Origin of the sequence: Actinomadura chibensis NBRC 106107 (genome assembly GCF_001552135.1) — a bacterium.
GTDB classification, from domain to species: Bacteria; Actinomycetota; Actinomycetes; order Streptosporangiales; family Streptosporangiaceae; genus Spirillospora; species Spirillospora chibensis.
In genome coordinates this window covers 1-20,737 of sequence record NZ_BCQP01000085.1, presented here as the reverse complement: position 1 = coordinate 20,737, position 20,737 = coordinate 1, and the positions used below count along the sequence as shown (strand labels likewise).

Annotated in this window: 10 protein-coding genes; 3 read left to right on the top strand and 7 right to left on the bottom strand. The window is 74.6% G+C overall.

Translation table 11 applies throughout. The annotated features are described in order from the left end of the window. Positions 1-74: 74 nt before the first annotated feature. The gene (locus ACH01S_RS38910; protein ID WP_083981643.1) at positions 75-2,954 is read right to left on the bottom strand and encodes a helix-turn-helix transcriptional regulator; all 2,880 of its coding nucleotides are present in this window, start codon (positions 2,952-2,954) and stop codon (positions 75-77) included. Between the two features lie 456 nt (positions 2,955-3,410). Between ACH01S_RS38910 and ACH01S_RS38905 the strand changes: the two genes are divergently transcribed. From ACH01S_RS38905 to ACH01S_RS38895, 3 genes are read left to right on the top strand one after another with little or no spacing between them, the layout of a single operon-like run. Next, the gene (locus tag ACH01S_RS38905; RefSeq protein WP_067904597.1) at positions 3,411-3,671 is read left to right on the top strand and encodes a DUF5988 family protein; all 261 of its coding nucleotides are present in this window, start codon (positions 3,411-3,413) and stop codon (positions 3,669-3,671) included. Between the two features lie 35 nt (positions 3,672-3,706). Next, complete coding sequence (locus ACH01S_RS38900; protein WP_067904595.1) at positions 3,707-4,483, top strand: thioesterase II family protein; 777 nt, start codon at positions 3,707-3,709, stop codon at positions 4,481-4,483. Next, the gene (locus ACH01S_RS38895; RefSeq protein ID WP_067904593.1) at positions 4,480-5,247 is read left to right on the top strand and encodes an AfsR/SARP family transcriptional regulator; all 768 of its coding nucleotides are present in this window, start codon (positions 4,480-4,482) and stop codon (positions 5,245-5,247) included. Before ACH01S_RS38900 ends, ACH01S_RS38895 begins: the two co-directional genes overlap by 4 nt. Positions 5,248-5,322: 75 nt before the next feature. Here the strand turns inward: ACH01S_RS38895 and ACH01S_RS38890 are convergent, their stop codons facing one another. From ACH01S_RS38890 to ACH01S_RS46430, 6 genes are all read right to left on the bottom strand, one after another. After that, positions 5,323-6,411: an alpha/beta hydrolase gene (locus ACH01S_RS38890; protein ID WP_067904591.1), complete on the bottom strand. Its 1,089-nt coding sequence runs from the start codon at positions 6,409-6,411 to the stop codon at positions 5,323-5,325. After that, entirely contained in the window at positions 6,408-7,214 is an 807-nt protein-coding gene (locus ACH01S_RS38885; RefSeq protein WP_067904589.1) for a 2-oxo acid dehydrogenase subunit E2, read from the bottom strand. Before ACH01S_RS38885 ends, ACH01S_RS38890 begins: the two co-directional genes overlap by 4 nt. Beyond that, entirely contained in the window at positions 7,211-7,480 is a 270-nt protein-coding gene (locus ACH01S_RS38880; protein WP_067904586.1) for an acyl carrier protein, read from the bottom strand. The genes ACH01S_RS38885 and ACH01S_RS38880 overlap by 4 nt, the downstream gene beginning before the upstream one ends. Continuing rightward, complete coding sequence (locus tag ACH01S_RS38875) at positions 7,477-9,369, bottom strand: HAD-IIIC family phosphatase (protein ID WP_067904573.1); 1,893 nt, start codon at positions 9,367-9,369, stop codon at positions 7,477-7,479. Before ACH01S_RS38875 ends, ACH01S_RS38880 begins: the two co-directional genes overlap by 4 nt. Positions 9,370-9,373: 4 nt before the next feature. Beyond that, complete coding sequence (locus ACH01S_RS38870; protein ID WP_067904570.1) at positions 9,374-10,405, bottom strand: 3-oxoacyl-ACP synthase III family protein; 1,032 nt, start codon at positions 10,403-10,405, stop codon at positions 9,374-9,376. A gap of 52 nt (positions 10,406-10,457) precedes the next feature. Next, on the bottom strand, positions 10,458-20,737 hold a 10,280-nt coding region (locus tag ACH01S_RS46430; RefSeq protein ID WP_157406360.1), incomplete at its 5' end, for a type I polyketide synthase.

Genomic DNA, 20,737 nt, shown 5'->3' with positions numbered 1-20,737 from the left:
GCGCAGAACCCCTATTCGGCGGAATCGCGACCCTTGTCCCAGCCGTCTAGGGGTTGTCGTCCGGTCGCGCTGAGTCAGCCCTCGGGGCGGCCCGTCGCGTGCTCTCCCGGACCGGCGCAGTGCGCGGCCAGCTCGGGCTCCCCGCCTCCCGTGTGCAGCCTGCCAGGCAGGTCGGACCGCCGGTTCACGTTGAGCTTCCGGTACACCCGGGTGAGGTGCTGTTCGACCGTGCTGACCGTGATGAAAAGGATGCTGGCGATCTGCCGATTGGTGTGGCCGCGTGCGGCCAGGTCGGCGACCCGCCGTTCCGCGCCGCTCAGCTCCTCCGGCGAGTGGCCGCCGCCGAGATCGTCTTCGTCCGCTTCCAGGGAAACGTCCGTCGCCATTTCCGGGGGCGGAATAGGGATCGGCGACAACTGTTCTTCCGGCACGCCGCATTCCTCGGCGAGGCGGCGCGCCCGGGCGGCCGTCTCCGCCGCCTCGGCCCGCTGGCCGAGCAACTGGTGGGCCCGGCTCAGCGCGGCGAGCGCCCGGGCCAGCTCCCAGCGGTCGCCGCACTTGTCGAGGGTGGCGACCGCGTCCTTCAGCAGGGGGAGCCGGTCGACCGGGTCGCTGGCGGCGGCGAGCACCCCGAGCGAGATCCCCCGCACCTGGGCGTGCTCCGGGGCCAGCCGCGCGAGCTGCTCGTGGACGAGCCCGCGCGCCTGCCGCCGGCGTCCCATGGCGAGCAGGGCGCGGGCGGCGTCGGTCCGCCACGGGACGAGGATGGGCAGGTCGAGCCCCCACTTCACCATCAGCTCGCCGCACATCTCGAAGTCGCCGAGCGCGGCCTGCCCGTTGTCGGTGGCGAGCTTGCACCGCCCCCTGGCCTGCATGTAGTGCAGGCCGAGCGGGGTGCGCAGCAGCACCTCCGGCACCGGCATCGCGAGGTAGCGGGCGGCCTCCAGGTACTTGCCGAGCGCGGTCGTCGCCACCAGCATGATCGTCACCGGCAGGCCGATGAACATGCCCCAGTCCTGCGGGGAGATCAGGTTCAGCGCGGTCCGCGCGGACGTCTCGGCGGCGGCCATCCGGCCCTGCCGGACCTCGATCGCGCCCCGGATCGCCCACAGCAGCGCCTGCTGCGCGAGCGCGTGCCGGTTCGCCGGGGTCATGATCAGGGCGTCGCACCACAGCGCGGCCTTGTCCAGCTCGCCCGCGAAGATCAGCGCCGCGACGGCCGCGAACGTGGAGGCCATCGGGGTGTTGCTCCACTGCGCGCCCTGGAGCACCTGCTCGGCGGCAACGACGGTGTTGTCGTCGATGTCGCCGTCCAGCGCGTCGGTGAGCACGTCGGCGGCGCGCAGTTGGCCGAGCGCGCGGAACGACACGAGCCCGGCGGGCTGGGGAACGCTCCAATCGGGTCGCAACGCCCCAAGGTGCTCGGGGAACAAGCAGCACACCCAGAGCCGCAGCGTTTCGAGCCCGACCTGGGCCTCGTCGTCGGGCGTGCCCTGCGCCGGACGCCGTTCGAGGACGGTCAGCAGCCCGACCACCTCGTCGAGCCGCCCGTGCCAGATCAGGTGCCCGATCAGGGCGGACACGTCCGGCCAGCTCAGCCGTCCCTCCTGCGCGTGCAGGATGAGCTCGGGCAGGTGCCGGGCGGCGGCCGACGGCGAGACCCGCCACTCGGCGCGGACCAGCGCGGCCTTCAGCGCCGCCCGCTGCTCGTCGTTGGTCGCGAGGTCGTGCGCGCGCCGCAGGAACTCCAGCGCCCGGCCGATCGCGCCGTGCTGGAGGGCCTCCTGCGCCGCGTCCTCCAGGACGGGGACGACCCACGGCTCGTCGATCTGGTCGGCGCCGAGCAGGTGCTGCGCCAGCACCGTCACCGACGCCCCGTGGTCGTGCAGGACGCGGGCCGCGCGCTGGTGCATCGCGGCCCGGTCGGCGGCGGTGATCGTGTCGGAGATCGCGGCCCGGACGGCGTCGTGCCGGAACCGCCCGCCGGTGAGCAGGCCGACCGCGGTCAGGGTGCCGACGGCCCGGCCGACGGACTCGGGGTCGAGGTCGAGCACCTCGGCGAGCGCCGCCGGGGCGACCTCCTCGCCCAGCAGGTTCAGCGCGCGGGCGACCTGCATGGTCTGGCTGCCGCACCGGTACAGGCACGCGGTCACGGCCTGGGTGAACGCGTCGCCGAGCGGGACCTCCGACGACACCGCGCCCTCGGCCACGGAGGTGGGGAGGTGGTCGTCCAGCAGGGCGTGCACGAGCAGCGGGTTGCCGCCGCTCAGCGTGTGGAAGGTCGGCGCCAGCCGGAGCGCGGCGGCCCGCCCGTAGGTGGTTTCGAGCAGCCCCGCCACCCCCTGCTCGGAGAGCAGCCCGAGCCGGATGGTGCGGCAGTGCGGCTGCCGGGAGAGTTCCGCGCGGAACTGCAGATAGTGGCCTTGGACGCGCCGGTCGCACTGGCTGAGGATGATCAGCAGCCGGGTGGTGCGCATTCGCCGGACCAGGTAAAGCAGGCACTCCAGGGAGAACGGGTCGGCGTAGTGGACGTCGTCGATCCCGATGATCACCTGGCGGTTCTCGGCCAGGTGGAGGATGAGGTTGCAGAGGCCGCGCAGCACATGCGGCGGCGTTCCGATCGTCGGCTGCTCGGGGGACCCTGCCCGCACGGCGGAGTGGACGCCCTCGTCGATCAGCCGGGCGACGCGTTCGGCGGCCTCGGGCGGCAGTTCCATGCCGTGGAAGAGCTGCGCGATGACGCCTAGGGGCTGCCCCAGTTCGGTGCGCGAGGCGATGGCCTCGAGAAATACGGCCCCGCCATCTCTGACCTGCTCGGCGAACTCCTGGAGCAGGGCTGTCTTTCCGGTCGCGGGCGCCCCGCTGATCAGCGCCAGTGAGCCGTCGCCGTCCCCCTGGCCGGCGAATGCGTCGGTGAGCATACGAAGATCGTTATCTCGTTCGACCAGCCTCATGAGGAGCCCCCGGTCAAGTTCCCGCACGTAACCGAACCGAATTCTAATTTCCTGCGCGGCCGCCCCGCACGGTGCCCGGCATCACGCTTAATTACCGGTAAGTCTATCAGCGGGCCTCTGGCGCGACCAGCGGTGATGTGTGCGCGGAATGGATCGGACGCCGCCCGCCGACGCTCTGAGCAGGTATTCGCAAAGGTTGACCGGGAGTGGACTGAGATCTGGGAACTTGATCACAGCGGCGGGATGGATTCGTTTCGGCCATCGAGTACCGGCGTTGTGGCCGGGCCCCATCCGGGAGGCCGATGTTATGGCAGCCGCTGACGCCTCTCCGCCCCCTGAATCGCCTTAGGGGTGGAGTAAGGGTGCTAGGGGTGTTCCGTTACAAACCGTGATATTCGCATCATTGATGCGGTGTGGTCGACACGGACCACCTTCGGGAGTTGGAGGGTCTGTCAAATGAGTGGAGCTGACAGCAGGTCCGCCGGCGCTCGCGCGGCGGAGCCCGGAACGGTGGAGGCCGCCCTCGTCGGCGGCCCCGCGGACATCCCCGAATCGACGCGCCGGTGCCGGGCGGACGCCGGCGCGCGGACGATCAAACTGGCCCACCGCGGCGGATACGAGCACTTCGAGTTGGTCGACGCGGCCGACCCGGCCGACCCGGCCGCGGACGGCCCCGCGATCTTCCGGTGGACCACCAGGACCAAGATCGCCGAGTGACGAGGCCGGTCCACAGGCCGAGAAAGGACCAGCACATGCCACGCTCCCGCGAGGACGACCGTTGGATACGCCGGTTTCATCCGGACGGTCCCGGTGACGTCCAGCTCGTATGCTTCCCGCACGCGGGCGGTTCGGCGAGCTACTACTTCCCGATGTCGAAGGCGATGCCGCCGGAGATCGACGCGCTCGTCCTGCAGTACCCGGGGCGCCAGGACCGCCGTCACGAGCCGCCCGTCGACAGCGTCCCCCGCCTGGCCGACCAGATCTTCGCCGTGCTCGCGGACCGGCTGTCGCCGCGGTTCGCGTTCTTCGGCCACAGCATGGGCGCGGTCGTCGCGTACGAGGTGGCGCGCCGGTTCGCCGCCGAGCGGGGCACGGCGCCGCTGTGGTTCTTCGCCTCCGGGCGGCGGGCCCCGTCGCGGCGGCGGCCCGGGACCGTCCACACGATGGACGACGCCGAGCTGATCGCCGAGCTCGGCCGGGTCGGCGGCACCGACGCGCGGCTGCTGCGCGACGAGGAGCTGCTCGCGTCCATCCTCCCGGCGGTGCGCAACGACTACCGGGCCATCGAGCGCTACGCGTGGACGCCCGGACCACCGGTGGACTGCCCCGTCACCGTCCTCGTCGGCGAGTCGGACCCGCAGACCACGGTGGACGAGGCCATCGCGTGGCAGGAGCACTTCACGGGGACGTGCGACCTGCGCGTCTTCCCCGGCGGGCACTTCTACCTTGAGGACGCGTCCGCCGAGGTGATCGACACGGTCGTCGGAACGCTCGGCGCCGCCCGGGCGCTTGGGGGGAGCAGGGCGTGAGATACGAGCTACTCGGACCGATGCGGCTGGTCGACGGGACGGGGACGTCCGCGATCAGCGCGCGCAAGGTCGAGACGGTGCTGGCGGTGCTGCTGATCCGCTCCGACCAGGTCGTCTCGTTCGACCGGCTGATGGCCGAGATATGGGGCGACGGACTGCCCCGCCGGGCCACCGCCGGGCTGCACGTCTACGTCTCCCAGCTCCGCAAGTTCCTGCGCCGGCCGGGCCGGACGGACAGCCCGGTCGCCACGCGGGTGTCGGGCTACATCCTGCACAAGGGCGTCGACGAGATCGACTTCCACGTGTTCCTCCAGCTCATGAACCAGGGGCGGGCGCACCTGCGGGAGTGCCGCCACGCGGAGGCCATCGCCTGCTTCGACGACGCGCTGAACCTGTGGCGTGGACCGGTCCTCGGGGGCCTGCGGTCCGGCCCGATCGTCGACGGCTTCGTCACGTGGCTCACCGAGTCGCGGCTGGAGTGCATGGAGCTGATGATCGACGCGCAGCTGCAGCTCGGCCGGCACCGCGAGCTGGTCGGGCGGCTCTACTCGCTGGTCGCAGAGAATCCTCTGCGGGAGACCTTCTACCGTCAGCTGATGCTCGCCCTGTACCGGTCGGAGCGCCAGGCGGACGCGCTGAAGGTCTATCAGACGGCGCGGTACACGCTCAGCCAGGAGCTGGGCCTCGAACCGTGCCGGGCGCTGCAGGATCTCCAGCGGGCGATCCTCGCCGGTGATCGCGGGCTCGACGCCTGCGCCATCTGAGCGCGGCCCGGGCCGTCCCCGCCTCCCCTGCGACAGGGAGGCGGGGATCGTCGGTGCGAGGGGCCCGGGCGGGGGTCAGCCGCGGTTCCGGGAGAGGCGGCCGCGGGCGCGTTCGGCCTTCAGGAGCAGGCCGATCAGCCCGCTCGCCGGGGAGCGGACGTTCCGGCAGCGGAACAGGGACGCGACCGTCCAGAGCTGCGTCTCCCGCTGGTGGCCCGGGCAGCCGTGGACGTCGTCGTGCTCGACGAGGTCGAGCCGCCGCACGTTCTCCCGCAGCAGCCGGACGTCCTCCGGCGGGATGATCTCGTCGCGGAGGCTCGCGGTGTAGCAGACGGGGACGTCCAGCTTCTGCAGCCGCGCGGCCGACAGCGCCCAGTCGGCGAGCCCGCCCGCGACCTCGCCGGACGGGACGCCGATCATGTGCGCGAGGGCGTCCACGGTGATCCGGGGGAGCCGCCGCTGCCAGCCGGCGTCGGTGAAGAAGGCCCCGACCGGCGCGCCGACCGTGATCACGCCGCGCAGCCTCGGGTCCTCGGCGGCGCAGCGCAGCGCCATGTGCCCGCTGAAGCTGAGCGCGATCGCGTAGGTGTCGGCGACGTCGGCGCGCCCGGCGACGGCGTCGAGGACCGCGGGCAGCATCCGCCACGAGTCCGGCCCGTAGCGCAGGCCGTTCTCGCCGGTGCCGGGCATCTCGGTGACGAGCCCGGCGACGCCGAGCCGCCGCATCCCGGTGAGCAGCGGCGCCCACTGCTCCTTGACGGTGACGATCCCGCCCATGATCACCAGGAGCGGCTTCGGGTCGGCGGCCGACAGGCCGCTCGCCCAGCACCGGACCGTCCCGCCGTCCGCCTCGATGGTGAGCAGCTCGACGTCCTGCCGCTCGCCCGCCCACCGGTCGATGGAGCGGACGCCGCGTTCCAGCGCGTCCTGGCGGGCGGGGCCGTCCACGAACGGGAACCTGGCCATGGTGTAGTAGCGGGCGGCGTCGAGGTGGCGGCCGCGCCGCTCCAGCGCCTCGCCCGCGCGGACCCATTCGCCGACCCAGCTCCCCGGGCCGCCGCCCTCGTCCGCCTCGATCCGGTCGAGCAGGTCGCGGTAGCCCTTGATGCGCTGGCCCTGGGCGTGCGCGCCGACGTACCGCTTCAGTTCTGCGACGTCGTTCATCCCCGCTCCTCCCCGGCCGCCGGGGCGAGGTCGGGGGCCGGGTCGGCGGCGGGCTTGACCGTCTCCAGGGCGTCGCGGAGTTCGGCGAGGACGTCGGCCGCCTCGGCGCCGTCGACGACCCGGTGGTCGAAGGTCAGGTTCAGCCGCATGACCGGCGCGACCGCGACCCGCCCGTCCCGGACGACCGGGCGGTCCGCGGTGCGGCCGAGCCCGAGCGTGATCGTCGTCCCGCCGACCGAGTGGAAGCCGTCGACGGGGCGGTGCGCGAGGGACGTGACGGCGAACGTGCCCATGGTCGCGGCGCGGCGGCCGAGCGGCCGCACCCCGGCGCGGAACGCCAGCGTGCCGAGTGGCCAGGGGAGCCGCCGCAGCAGCCGGGCCCCGGCGAACTCCGGCATCGTCTCGGGGTCGCCGTCGCGGAACCGGTCGAGCTGCTCTTGGACGTCGTCCAGGCTCGCGTTCTCCAGGCCGGTCAGCACGGCGGACAGGACGACGCGCTCGCCGTTCACCGTCCGGTCCATGGTGAACTTGCCGTTCACGGTGTCGTACCGGGCGACCTTCGGCCGGACGCGGCCGCGGATCGCCGCGTTCGCGGCGGGATGCGCGGCGAGCACCCGCGCGGCGGCGTGCAGCACGTACGCCGTGGTCGAGTAGTGGCGGCCCGCGGCGTGCCCGGCCGCGCGGTGCGCCCGGACGCCGGTCATGTCGACCTCGGTGTCGAGGTGGACCGGCGCGAACGAGCGGATCTCGTCGAGGAAGCGCAGCGTGGGGCGGCGCTCGCGGGCGATCGGGGCGGTGCTCACGGCGCCGTCGTCCGGGTGCCCGCGCGGGTGCCCGTCCGGGTGTCCGTGCGGGCCAGCCCGAAGATCTCGGTGAGCGTGCTCGCCTCCAGGAACCAGCTCAGCGGCAGGCTGCGGCCGGTCCGCCGCTCCAGCAGGGTGAGCAGGGAGAGGACGTGCACGGAGTCCCAGCCGGGGACCTGGTCGAGCGGCGCGGCCAGGTCCTCCTCGGTCACGGACAGTCCGAGCTCCTCGCGCAGCAGCGCGCGGAACTCCTCGATGGTGTTCACGAACCTTCGCCTCCAAGGCCGTTGATCAGATGGATGTGCTCCGGGGGGTCTGGGATGCCGGCGAGGTCGTGGTCGAAGCGCGCGGCCGTCCCGTCGCCCTGCCCGCCGGGCGCCGCCGGGACGAAGCCGTTGCGCTGGTAGAAGTCCGCGACCTTGCCGTTCTTCGGGCTCGCCCGGTAGTGCCCGGACGCCCGGGCGGCGCCGGAGGCGCGGGCGTGCGCGAGGACGGCCGCGAGGCACGCCTGCTCGATGCCGCGGGAGAACACCCGGCAGCTCAGCAGGAAGTTGTCGATGTGCAGCGTCGCGCCGTCGCGGCGCAGGAACAGCGCGCCGACGACGCCGTGCTCGCCGAACCGGTCGCCCGCCTCGACGGCGAGGACGGTCGTGTCCGGGCCGTCCAGCAGGGCCCGGACCTCCGACGGCTGGAGCCTGACCGTGGTCAGGTTGAACTGGTTGGTCCGCAGCGTGATCTGCGAGAGGCGCGGGACCTGCGCCTCGTCCGCCTCCGCGATCCGGACGGTGAGGTCCAGGCCGCGCAGGTAGTCGGCGAGGGAGTCGAAGGTGTCGAGGAAGTCCTTGCGGTCGAGTTCGGCGCGGTAGCGGCCGACGCGGGCGTGGTCCTCCTCGGTCAGCGTGCGGGCGTCGAACCAGCCGTCCCGGAGCAGGGCCTCGACGTGCAGGGCGGGCTCCTCGTCCACCGCGACGACGGCGACGCCGGGCAGCGCGTGCCGGACGAGGCCGCGCTCGTAGGGGCTGTCGTCCACGAACACGAACGAGTCGACGCCGATGCCGAGCGCGGCGGCCAGCTCGGTGAGGTTCTCGTGCTTCGGCCGCCAGTTCGCCACGACGCGGACGAGGTCGTCCTCGCGCAGCGTCATGCCGGGCAGGTCGCGGAACGCGGCGGCGACCGGCTCGGGGTCGTTCTTGCTGACGGCGGCGAGCAGGACGCCCTGCGCGCCGAGCTGCTTGACGACCCGCTGGAACGCGGCGAACGCCTCGCCCCGGTAGCCGTCCGCGACCTCGATGCCCTCGGGCCCGGCCTCGCCGACGATGCCGCCCCAGACGGTCCCGTCCAGGTCGAGGACGAGTGCCTTCTTCGTCCGTCCGGTGACGTGCCGGGCGAGGTGCCCGACCTGGCGCGCGTACCGGGCGAGCAGGCCGGGCGACAGGTGCGCCTTCGCGTACTGGCTCAGCCTCGGGTCGGTCGCGGGCTCGCCCTCGGCGACCAGCGGGTCCAGGTCGAGGACGGTCACCGCCGGGAACCGCTCCGCGAGCCGCAGCAGCCGGACGTTGAACTCCCGCCATAGCACGCCGAGCCGGGCCCGCGAGCCGTGGTCGACGAGCTGGGCGGCGAAGCGGTGCGGCAGCGGGACGGTGTTGAGCACCAGCGTCCCGCGCCCCGACTCCTGGAACCGCTCCGCGAGCCGCTCGACCAGGTCGGCCTTCTCGCGGGTGGCGCGCTCCACGTCGTCCGGGCGCCACGGCGCCGGCAGCTCGTCGAACACGACCATGTGGTCGAGCACGCAGAGCGTCAGGTCGGGCTCGGCCGCGTACAGGTCGCCGTCCGGGTCGCCGAGGTCGAACACCCACCGGTCGAAGTCGGACACGAGCGGGCGGGCGAGCAGGCCGTGCCTCGCCAGCTCGGCGGTGAGCGGCGGGACGAGCTGCGCCAGCGTCCCGTGCCCGGTGACGGCGACGGTCACGGCGGGGACGCCGGGGTGGGCGGCGGCGACCTCGTCCGGGTCGAGCCGGGCGAGCAGCCGCCCGGCGGTGACCAGCTCGGCGCCGGACATCCCGGCGAGCAGCCCCGGCACGGCCGGGTAGCGGTCCACGAGCTTGCCGGTGCGGTGCAGGTCGAGCAGGGTCTCTCGGTCGTCGGGAGCGTCCATGGGGTCAGCTCTTCTCCAGTGCGAAGCCCGCTTTGATCCACTTGCTGGACTCGATGGCGACGGCGGCGGCGCGGTCGCCCGCGACCATCCGCGGCAGCGCCCGTTCGAGCTGGAAGAACGGCAGCGCGTTGCCGGTGTTGCCGGTCTCGGCGACGCAGGAGACCTCGTGCGCGCCGGGCACGTCGAGCCGCTCGACGATGCGGGCCGTCATCCGCCCGGAGAGCTGCGGCGGCAGGAGGTAGTCGAGGTCGGACTCCTTCCAGCCGAGGTCGTCGAGCAGCTCGTCGAGCGCCTCCGCCGCGAGGCCCGGGACGGACTCCTCGATCGCCTTGTAGTCCTCGCCGATCGGCCGGTCACCGCCGGTGCGCCCGCGCTCGCCGTACCAGGCGACGGTCTGCCCCGGCGCACGGCCCAGCCCGGCGAGCTTCAGCAGCACCCCGCGCAGCACGGCCCGGCCGGGCGCGGGACCCGTGCCGAGCACCATCGCGCCCGCGCCGTCCCCGAACAGCACGCCGTTGATCTGCTCGGCGGGGGTGAGGGTGGCGGGGTCGACGGTCACGTCCAGGTGCTTGGCGCAGGAGTCGGCGCCGATGACGAGGGCGGTCCGGCCGCGTCCGGCGCGCAGGAGCTGGCAGGCGACGTCGATCGCCTGCACCGCGCCCGTGCAGCCGGACTGGAGCTGGTAGGCGGGCAGCCCGTCGATGCCGAGCCGGTCCGCGACCATGTTGACGGTGGCGGGCATGAGCATGTCCGGGGACGACGTCGCCAGCACCATCAGGTCGACCTCGCCGGGGTCGACGCCCGCGTCCTCCAGCGCCTTGCGGCCCGCCGCCGCGCCGAGGTCGGTGAGCGTGTGCCGGACCTCCCCGGTGCCGAGGTCGACGGCGAAGTGCCTGGTCCGGGTGCCGACGAAGTCGTCGATCCAGGTCTCCCAGGCGCTCGGCATGGAGAACCGGCGGGTCAGCGTCGCGTTGTCGACGGCGGGGCCCGGAAGTGTCGTCGCGACCGAGCGAAGCCGGATGTCGGGGACGGTCATCGGGCACCTTTCCTGGGCGTCTGCGGCTCGTGATCCATCGTGGGACGCCGGGCTAAAGCGCCCCTTGTTCGCCGTTCGTCCCGGCGCCGCCGCCCGTGCCCGGAACGTTGAGCGTCTCGTCGATGAGGCTGAACATCTCGTCGTCGGACGCGGTGCTGAGCCGTCCGGCCAGCTCGCTCGCGGCCCGGCCCGCGGGCTGCGTCGCACCGGTCAGCCTGGTCAGCAGCCCGGACAGCCGGCCGGTCAGCTCGTCGCGCAGCTCGGGGGAGAGCGTCGCGAGCGAGCCCTCCAGCCGGTCGAGCTCCGCGAGGACGGGCGGCCGCGCGTCGCCGCCCGCGCCGAGCCGGTCGCCGAGCCGGTCGCGGAGGTAGTCGGCGAGGGTGTCGGGCGTCGGGTAGTCGAACAGGAGCGTCGTCGGCAGCCGCAGCCCGACCGCGCGCTTCAGCCGGTTGCGCAGCTCGACGGCGGTGAGGGAGTCGAAGCCGAGGTCCATGAAGCCCCGGTCGGCGTCCACCGCCGCGTGCCCGCCGTGCCCGAGGACGGCCGCGGCCTGCGACCTCACCAGGTCCAGCAGGACCGCGCGCCGCTCGGTGCCGGACATCCCGGCGAGCCGCGCGGTGAGCTGCGGCGCCGCCGTCCCCGCGCGCCGGGCCGGGGCGCGGACGAGGTCGCCGAACAGCGGCGGGAGCGTCCCGTCCTCGGCGCGGGCGCGCAGCGCGGCCCGGTCCAGGTTCAGCGGGACGAGCACCGGCGGCGCCCCGGCGGCGAGCGCCCGGTCCAGCAGGCGCAGGGCGTCCTCGGTGGGCAGCGGCAGGATCCCGTTCCGGGTGAGGCGGGAGCGGTCGGCGGCGTCGAGCCCGCCGGTCATGCCGCTGTCGGTCGCCCACAGGCCCCACGGCAGCGCGACGCCGGGCAGGCCGCGGTCGCGGCGGTGCCGGGCGAGCGCGTCGAGGTAGGCGTTGGCGGCGGCGTAGTTGCCCTGCCCCGCGTTGCCGAGCGTCCCGGCGGCGGACGAGAACAGCACGAACGCGTCCAGGTCGCCGGTGAGCTCGTGCAGGTTCCAGGCGGCGTCGACCTTCGGCCGCAGCACGGCGTCCAGCCGCTCCGGAGTGAGGGAGGTCAGGACGCCGTCGTCGAGGAGCCCGGCCGCGTGCACCACGGCGGTGAGCGGATGCTCGGCCGGGACGCCGCCGAGCAGGGCGGCGAGCGCGTCCCGGTCGGCGGTGTCGCAGGCGGCGACGGTGACGTGGGCGTCGAGGTCGTCCAGCGCGTGCGCGCCCTCGGCGTCCGGGCCGCGGCGGCTGACGAGCAGCAGATGCCGGACGCCGTGCCGCTCGACGAGGTGGCGGGCGACGAGCGTGCCGAGCGTCCCGGTGCCGCCGGTGATCAGGACGGTGCCGTCCGGGTCGAGCGCGGTCCCGGCGGCGTCGTCGGCCGCCGCCGGGGCGAGGCGCGGCACGCGCGGCGCCCCGTCCCGCAGCGCGACCTGCGGCTCGCCGCTCGCGACGGCCGCCCGGACCGCCGCGTCGCCGGACGCGTCGTCCACGTCGATGATCTGGACGCGCTCGGGGTGCTCCGCCTGCGCGCTGCGGACCAGTCCCCACAGCGCGGCGGCGGGCAGGTCGCGGACGGCCTCGCCGCCGTCCGCCGCCAGCGCGCCGTGCGTGAGCACGACGAGCCGCGTGTCGGCGAACGCGTCGTCGGCCAGCCAGTCCTGGAGGAGGGCGAGCATCGCGCGGGTGAGCGCGTGCGCCTCGGCGGCGGGGTCGCCGCCGCCCGACCGCCAGGACGTGGCGACGAACTCGGGCGCCGGGGTCCCGGCGGCGATCGCGTCGCGGAGTTCGGCGACGTCCAGTTGGTCGGGGGTGAGGATCGCGAGGTCCCCGTCCGGCGCGGTGTCCGGTGCGGTAACGGGCTTCCAGACCGGCTCGAACAGCGACTCCGCGGTCGACGGCCGCGACGCCCGCGTGAACAGCTCGTCCCCGGCGGGGCGCGTGCTCAGCGACTGGACGGACACGACCGGCAGCCCGTTCTCGTCCGTCGCGGCCAGCTCCAGCGAGTCCGGCCCGGTCGCGGTGATCCGCACCCGCAGCGCCGTCGCGCCCGTCGCGGACAGCGTGACGCCCGACCACGCGAACGGCAGCGCGAGCGCGTCGCCGCGCTGCGCGAACGGGTGCAGCGCGGCGTCCAGCAGCGCGGGATGGACCGCGAACGCGGCCGCGTCCGGGACGTCCTCGGGCAGCCTGACCTCGGCGTACAGGTCGTCGCCGTGCTCCCACAGGGCGGCGAGGCCCTGGAAGGCGGGGCCGTAGGGGAGGCCGAGCGCGGCGAGGCGGTCGTAGGCGTCGGCCGGGTCGAGCGGCGCGGCGTCCGGCGGCGGCGCCGTGCCCGCCCCGCCCTGCTCGTTCTCGTCGGCGGTGCGCAGGACGCCCGCCGCGTTGCGGGTCCAGCCGTCCCGCTCGCCCGGACGGTCGGCGGGCCGCGAATGGACGGTGAAGTCGTGGCGTCCGTCCGTCCCGGACGGGTTGGTCACGATCCGGACCTGGACGGCGCCGTCGTCCGGCAGCACCAGCGGCGCGTGCAGCACCAGCTCGTCGATCGTGTCGCAGCCGAGGTGGTGGGCGGCGTGCAGGACGAGGTCCGCGTACGCGGCGCCCGGCAGCACGACGGCGTCGTGCACCCGGTGGTCGGCGAGCCAGGGGTGGGCGTCCAGCGAGACCTGCCCGGTGAACAGGTGGCCCTTCTCGTCCGGCAGCTCGATCACGGCGGCGAGGAACGGGTGGCGGGTCGCGGCGAGCCCGGCCCGGCCGAGGTCCCCGGCGGGCGGGGGCGGCTGGATCCAGTACCGCCGGTGCTCGAACGGGTAGGTCGGGACGTCGGCGTTGTGGTGGGTGCGGGCGCTGAGCCCGCCGTGCCAGTCCGCGGGCACCTCCGCGGGCGGGTCGGGCGGGGTCGCGCCGGACGCGAACGCGTCCAGGTCGCGGAGCAGCCCGGCGGTGTCGGCGGCGGTGAACGTCGCCGTGTGGTCGAACGTGCTGCGCCCGACGGTGAGGGTGTAGGCGATCTCGGCCAGGTCCGCGTCGGGGTTCTCCCGGACGAACCCGGCCAGCCGCGCCGCCTGCTCCCGCAGCGCCGTCCCGGTCTTCGCCGACAGCACCACCGGCAGCGGGCCCTCGACCGCGGGCGCGGCGGGCTCCGGCTCGGGCGCCTCGGCGAGGATCAGGTGGGCGTTGGTGCCGCTGATCCCGAACGACGAGACCGCCGCGTGCCGGGGCCGGTCCGCGTCCGGCCAGGGGATCGTGTCGGTGAGCAGGCCGACCGCGCCGCTCGACCAGTCGACGTGCGGGGACGGCTCGTCCGCGTGCAGGGTCTTCGGCAGCGTCCGGTGGCGGAGCGCCTCGACCATCTTGATGACCCCGGCGATCCCGGCGGCGGCCTGGGCGTGCCCGATGTTCGACTTGATGGAGCCGAGCCACAGCGGCCGGTCCGCCGGGCGCTCCCGCCCGTATGTGGCGAGGAGGGCCTGCGCCTCGATCGGGTCGCCGAGGACGGTGCCCGTCCCGTGCCCCTCGACGGCGTCGACGTCGGCCGGGTCGAGCCCGGCGTCGGCGAGCGCGGCCCGGATGACGCGCTGCTGCGACGGGCCGTTCGGCGCGGTCAGCCCGTTGCTGGCGCCGTCCTGGTTGACCGCCGAGCCCTTGATCACCGCGAGCACGGGGTGCCCGGCGGCGAGGGCGTCCGACAGCCGCTCGACGATGACGAGTCCGACGCCCTCGCCCCAGCCGGTGCCGTCCGCGGACGCGGCGAACGACTTGCACCGGCCGTCCGGGGACAGGCCGCGCTGGCGGCTGAACTCCACGAACGTGTCCGTCGTGGACATGACCGTGACGCCGCCCGCGAGCGCCCGGTCGCACTCGCCGTTGCGCAGCGACTGGACGGCCAGGTGCAGCGCGACCAGCGACGACGAGCACGCCGTGTCGACGCTGACCGCCGGGCCCTCCAGCCCGAACGTGAACGCCAGCCGCCCGGACGCGACGCTGCCCGCGCTGCCCGTGCTCAGATAGCCTTCGAGGCCGTCCGGCGCCCGGTGCAGCCGCGACGCGTAGTCGTTGTACATGACGCCGACGAACGCGCCGGTGCGGGTGCCGCGCAGCGTCGCGGGGACGATCCCGGCCCGCTCCATCGCCTCCCACGCGGTCTCCAGCAGGAGCCGCTGCTGCGGGTCGGTGGCGAGCGCCTCGCGCGGGGAGACGCCGAAGAAGTCGGCGTCGAACTCGTCGGCGTCGTGGAGGAAGCCGCCGCCGCGCGCGTACAGCTTGCCGGGGGCGTCCGGGTCCGGGTCGTACAGGTCGTCGACGTTCCAGCCGCGCGTCTCGGGGAAGCCGGTGATCGCGTCGTCCCCGTCCGCGACGAGCTTCCAGAGGTCGGCCGGGCCGCGCACGCCGCCCGGGTAGCGGCAGGCCATCGCGACGATCGCGATCGGCTCGTCGGCGGACGCCGCCGCCCGCGCGGGCCGGTGCGCGTCGTCGTCCCGGCCGAGGAGGCGGTCTTCGAGGAACGCGGCGAGCGCGCCCGGGTTCGGGTGGTCGAAGACGAGCGTGGCGGGCAGCCGCAGCCCCGTCGCGTCGTTCAGCCGGTTGCGCAGCTCGACGGACGTCAGCGAGTCGAACCCCAGCTCCTTGAAGGCCCGGTCCGGTTCGACGGAGCCGGACGTCGCGTGCCCGAGGACGGTCGCGACGTTCGCCTGCACCAGGTCGACCAGCGCGGCGGTCCGCTCCTTCGGCGGCAGCGCGGCGAGGCGGTCGCGCAGCGCGGCCGCGCCGCCCGCCGCCGCCTCGTCGGCGCGCGGCACCGCCGGGCGGACCAGCCCGCGCAGCAGCGGCGGGATCTGCTCCCGGCCGGCCCGGACGTGCGAGGCGTCGAGCCGTGCCGCCGCGACGGCCGGGCGGGCGCCCGTCCACACGGCGTCGAACAGGGCGAGCCCGTAGTCGGCGGGCATCGGGGCGAGCCCGGCGCGCCGCATCCGCCGCAGGTCGCGGTCGCCGAGGTCGCGGATCATGCCGCCGTCGTCCTCCCACCAGCCCCACGCCACCGAGCACGCGGCCAGCCCTTCGGACCGGCGCCGGGTGGCGAGCGCGTCGAGGTAGGCGTTGGCGGCGGCGTAGTTCGCCTGGCCCGCCGTCCCCATCAGCCCGGCCATGGACGAGAACAGGACGAACGCCGACAGGTCCAGGTCGCGGGTCAGCTCGTGCAGCGCGAGCGCGGCGTCGGCCTTCGGACGGAGGACCTCGCCGAGCTGCTCGGCGGTGAGCGCTTCGAGTACGCCGTCCGCGAGCACCCCGGCCGTGTGGACCACGGCGGTCAGCGGGTGCTCCGCCGGGACGCGGCTGAGGAGCGCCGCGAGCGCGTCGCGGTCGGCGACGTCGCAGGGCTCCAGGGTGACGTCCGCGCCGAGCCCGGTGAGGTCCGCGACGAGGTCGGCGGCGCCCTCGGCGGCCGGTCCGCGGCGGCTGACCAGCAGGAGGCGGCGGACGCCGTGCTCGGTGACCAGGTGCCGCGCGACCAGCCCGCCGAGCGCCCCGGTCGCGCCCGTGACGAGGACGGTCCCGTCCGGGTCGGGCGCGGGCCCCGGCTCCGGCGCGACGCGGCCCAGCCGGGGGATGTACGCGCCGTCGCCGCGCAGGGCGAGCTGCGGCTCGCCGGTGGCGAGGGCGGCGGCCAGCGCGTCCGGGCCGTCCGGGGCGGCGTCCAGGTCGAGGAGGGTGAACCGGCCGGGGTGCTCGGACTGGGCCGAGCGGATCAGGCCCCAGACGGCGGCGTGCGCCAGGTCGCCGACGGTGTCCCCGTCGCGGACGGCCATCGCCTCGCGCGTCACGACGACCAGGTGGGTGTCCGCGAACCTCTCGTCGGCGAGCCACTCCCGCGTGAACGTCAGCAGGTCGTTCAGCGCGGTGTGCACGTCGGCGTCGGCGGGCGGGGAGAGGAACAGGGTGTCCGGGACGTCCTCGATCGCGTCCGTCCCGGGGTAGAGCCGCGCGCCGGGGACGGGCGCGCCGACCGCGGCCCAGCGCCCTGCCGGGGCGGTGGCCGACGGGGCGGTCTTCTCCCAGTTCACCTGGTAGAGCGTCCGGTGCCGGGCGCCCTGCCGGAGGCGTTCGGGGTCGGCCGGACGCAGCGTCAGCGACCGCACCGACGCGACCGGCGCGCCGGACTCGGTCGTCGCGGCCAGGCCGACGCCGTCCGCGCCGACCGCGGTCAGCCGCACCCGGAGCGTCGCCGCGCCCGCCGCGTGGAACGACACCCCGGACCAGGAGAACGGCAGCAGCCGGGACTCGCGGGCGCCGAGCGCGCCGAGCATCACCGGGTGCAGCGCGGCGTCCAGCAGCGCCGGGTGGACGCCGAACCCGGACGGGTCGGCGCCCGCCTCCTCCGGGAGGCGCACCTCGGCGAACACCTCGCCGTCCCGCTTCCAGACCGACCGGAGCCCCTGGAAGGCGGGGCCGTAGCCGTAGCCCTGCTCGGTGAGGGTGAGGTAGGGGCCGTCCAGCGGGACGGGCGTCGCGCCCTGCGGCGGCCACTCGGCCGGGGCCGGTTCGGCGGGGGCGTCGTCGGGGGTGAGGTGGCCGACGGCGTGGCGCGTCCACGGCTCGTCGTCGGGACGCGAGTGCACGGCGACGCGGCGGCGGCCCGTCTCGTCCGGCGGGCCGACCGTGACCCGGAGCCGCACGCCGCCCTGCTCGGGGACGATCAGCGGCGACTCCAGCGTCAGCTCCTCGATCCGGCGGGCTCCGGCGCGCTCCCCGGCGGCGATCGCGAGTTCGGCGAACGCCGTGCCCGGCAGCAGGACCGTCCCGTTCAGCGCGTGGTCGGCGAGCCACGGCTGCGCCTGGAGCGACAGCAGCCCGGTCAGGACGAGGTCGCCGTCCTCGGGCGCGTCGACGACCGCGCCGAGGAGGGGATGCCCCGCCCCGCCGAGGCCGAGCGCGGTCGCGTCGGTCGCACCGCTGGGCGCGTTGAGCCAGTAGTGGTCGCGCTGGAACGGGTAGGTGGGGAGGTCGTGCGCCGGAGTGGCCTGAGTGGAGGGCCAGGTGGGGTGGAGGCCGTGGGTGTAGGCGGTGGCGACGGCGCGGGTGAATTGGTGGGTGGCGGGTTTGGCGCGGCGGAGTGTGCCGATGGCGTGTGCGTGGTGGTCGGTGGTGTCGATGGTGTCTTGGATGGCGGTGGTGAGGACGGGGTGGGGGCTGCTTTCGATGAAGAGGGTGTGTCCGGTGTTGAGGAGGTTGTGGATGGTCTCCTGGAAGCGGACGGTGTGCCGCGCGTTGCGGTACCAGTAGTCCGGGTCGAGCCCTTCACCGTCATGCTTGAACGTGGTGACGGTGGAGTAGAACGGGACGTTCGCCGCCCGCGGTTCGATGTCGGAGATCGTCCCGATCAGCTCGGCCTTGATGGTCTCGATGTTCGGCGAGTGCGACGCGTAGTTGACGGGGATGAGCCGCGCCTGGATGTTCTGGTCGTTGTAGTCGCCGACCAGCCTTTCCAGGAGGTTCACCGGCCCGGACACGATGGTGGTGCTGGGCCCGTTGGTTGCCGCGATGTGCAGGTCGGGGTGGCGCGGGATCTGGTCCGGCGGGACGGGGATCGACGCCATCGTCCCGGTGTTCTGGAGCGTGGTCAGTGCTCGGCTGCGCTGCGCGATGACCTCGGCGGCGTGGGGGAGGGTGAGCGCGCCCGCCGTGTAGGCGGCGGCGATTTCGCCTTGGGAGTGTCCGATGACGGCGTGGGGGACGATCCCGTAGGTGGTGCGGTAGTGGTGGGCGAGGCTGGTCATCACGGCGAACAGCGCGGGTTGGACGATGTCGACGTGGTTGAGCGCTTCGGGGTCGGGGTTGGTGAGCAGGTCGATGAGTGACCAGGTGGTGTGGGGCGCCAGCGCGTCGTGGCACGCCTGGATGTGCTCGGCGAACGCGGGCGCGCTCTGGATCAGTTCGGTGGCCATCGCGGGCCACTGACTGCCCTGCCCGGGGAAGACGAACACCACTTTCGGCTGCGCCGGGGCGGAGTTGTAGACGGCCTCGGACGAGGGCGTCCCGTTCGCCAGGTCGTTGAGCGCCGTGAGGAGTTCGTCGCGGTCGGCGGCGTGGATCGCGGCGCGGTGCTGGAAATGCGTCCGCGCGGCGAGCGCGCGGGCGGCGCCGTTGAGATCGATCTCGGGGTTCTCGCGGGTGTAGGCGTGAAGGCGAGCGGCGTGCTGGCGCAACGCCGGTTCGGTCTTGGCGGACAGGAGCCAGGGCAGCGGGTCGCCGCTCTCCGTCGCGGGCTCGTCGGCCGCGGGCGGCTGTTCGAGGATGACGTGGGCGTTCGTCCCGCTGATCCCGAAGGACGAGACGGCGGCCCGGCGCGGACGCTCGGTCTCCGGCCACTCCTCGCTTTCGGCGAGCAGCGTCAGCGCGCCGGACGACCAGTCGACATGGGGGGTGGGCGAGTCGACGTGCAGCGTCCGGGGGAGCCGGGCGTGCTGGATGGCCTGGACCATCTTGATGATCCCGGCGACGCCCGCCGCCGCCTGGGTGTGGCCGATGTTCGACTTGACGGAGCCGAGCCGGAGCGGCCGCCCGGCGGGCCGGTCCTGCCCGTAGACGGCCTGGAGCGCCTGCGCCTCGATGGGGTCGCCGAGCGTCGTTCCCGTGCCGTGGGCTTCGACGGCGTCGATGTCGTCCGGCCGGAGTCCGGCGTTGGCGAGGGCCTGCCGGATGAGCCGTTGCTGCGACGGACCGTTCGGCGCGGTGAGGCCGTTGCTCGCGCCGTCCTGGTTGATGGCGGAGCCGCGGACGATCGCCAGCACCGGATGCCCCTTCGCCCGGGCGTCGGAGAGCCGCTCCAGGACGAGCATTCCGGCGCCTTCGCTCCAGCCCGTCCCGTCCGCCGCCGCGGCGAACGACTTGCAGCGCCCGTCCGCCGACAGCCCGCGCTGGCGGCTGAACTCGATGAAGGTGTCGGGCGTGGCCATCACCGCCACGCCGCCCGCCAGCGCCAGGTCGCATTCGCTCTGCCGCAGCGCCTGCGCGGCCAGGTGCAGGGCGACCAGGGACGACGAGCACGCGGTGTCCACGGTCACGGCCGGGCCCTCCAGCCCGAACGTGTAGGCGATGCGCCCGGACGCCACGCTGCCGTAGCTGCCGGTGCCGAGGTATCCCTCGAAACCGTCCGGGGCCTTCAGGAAACGCGTCCGGTAGTCCCCGTACATCACTCCGGTGAACACGCCGGTGGCGCTGCCGCGCACGGACGGCTCGCTGATCCCGGCGCGTTCGAGCGCCTCCCAGGCCGTTTCGAGGAGGAGCCGCTGCTGCGGGTCGATGGCCAGGGCCTCGCGCGGGCTGATGCCGAAGAACGCGGCGTCGAACTCGGCGGCGTTCGTGAGGAATCCGCCGTGCCGGGTGTAGGTCGTCCCTGCGTGCTCGGGGTCGGGGTCGTAGAGCTGTTCGAGGTTCCAGCCGCGGTCGGTCGGGAAGCCGGAGATGGCGTCGGTCTCCGTGTCGACCAGGCGCCACAGGTCCTCCGGCGTCTGGACGCCGCCCGGATAGCGGCACGCCATTCCGACGATCGCGATGGGCTCGTCGTCGTCCACCGCCGTGACCGCGACCGGGGCTGCGGTGGCGGCGGCGCGGTCGAGCAGTTCGTCGGCGAGGTGGCGGGCGAGGCCGGTCGCGGTCGGGTGGTCGAAGACGAGCGTCGCGGGCAGCCGCAGCCCGGTCGCCGAGTTCAGCCGGTTCCGCAGGTCCACGGCCGTCAGGGAGTCGAAGCCCAGCTCCTTGAACGTGCGGTCGGCGTCGACGGTCCCGGCCGTCGCGTGCCCGAGGACGACGGACACCTGCGTCCGGACGAGGTCGAGGAGCGCTGCCTCCCGGTCCTCCTCGGACATCCCGGCGAGGCGCCGCCGCCACGCCGCGCCGCCCGCGCCGCCGCCCGTCCGCCCGGTGGGGCGCGGGGCCCGGACGAGGCCGCGCAGCATCGGCGGCGGCGCGCCGTGCCGGGCCCGGCTCCGGACCGCCGCGACGTCGAGCCGCGCGGGCACCAGCAGCGGGCGGTCGGCGGCGAGGGCCTGGTCGAAGAGGTCGAGCGCGTCGTCGGTGCCGAGCGGGGTGAGCCCGAGGCGGCCGATGCGGGCGACGTCCGCGCCGGACATCGCGCCGGTCATCCCGCTCGCCGCCTCCCACAGCCCCCACGCGAGCGACGTCGCGGGCAGCCCGAGCGCGGCCCGGTGGTGGGCGAGGGCGTCGAGGTAGGTGTTGGCGGCGGCGTAGTTGGCCTGGCCCGCGCTTCCGAGCACCCCGG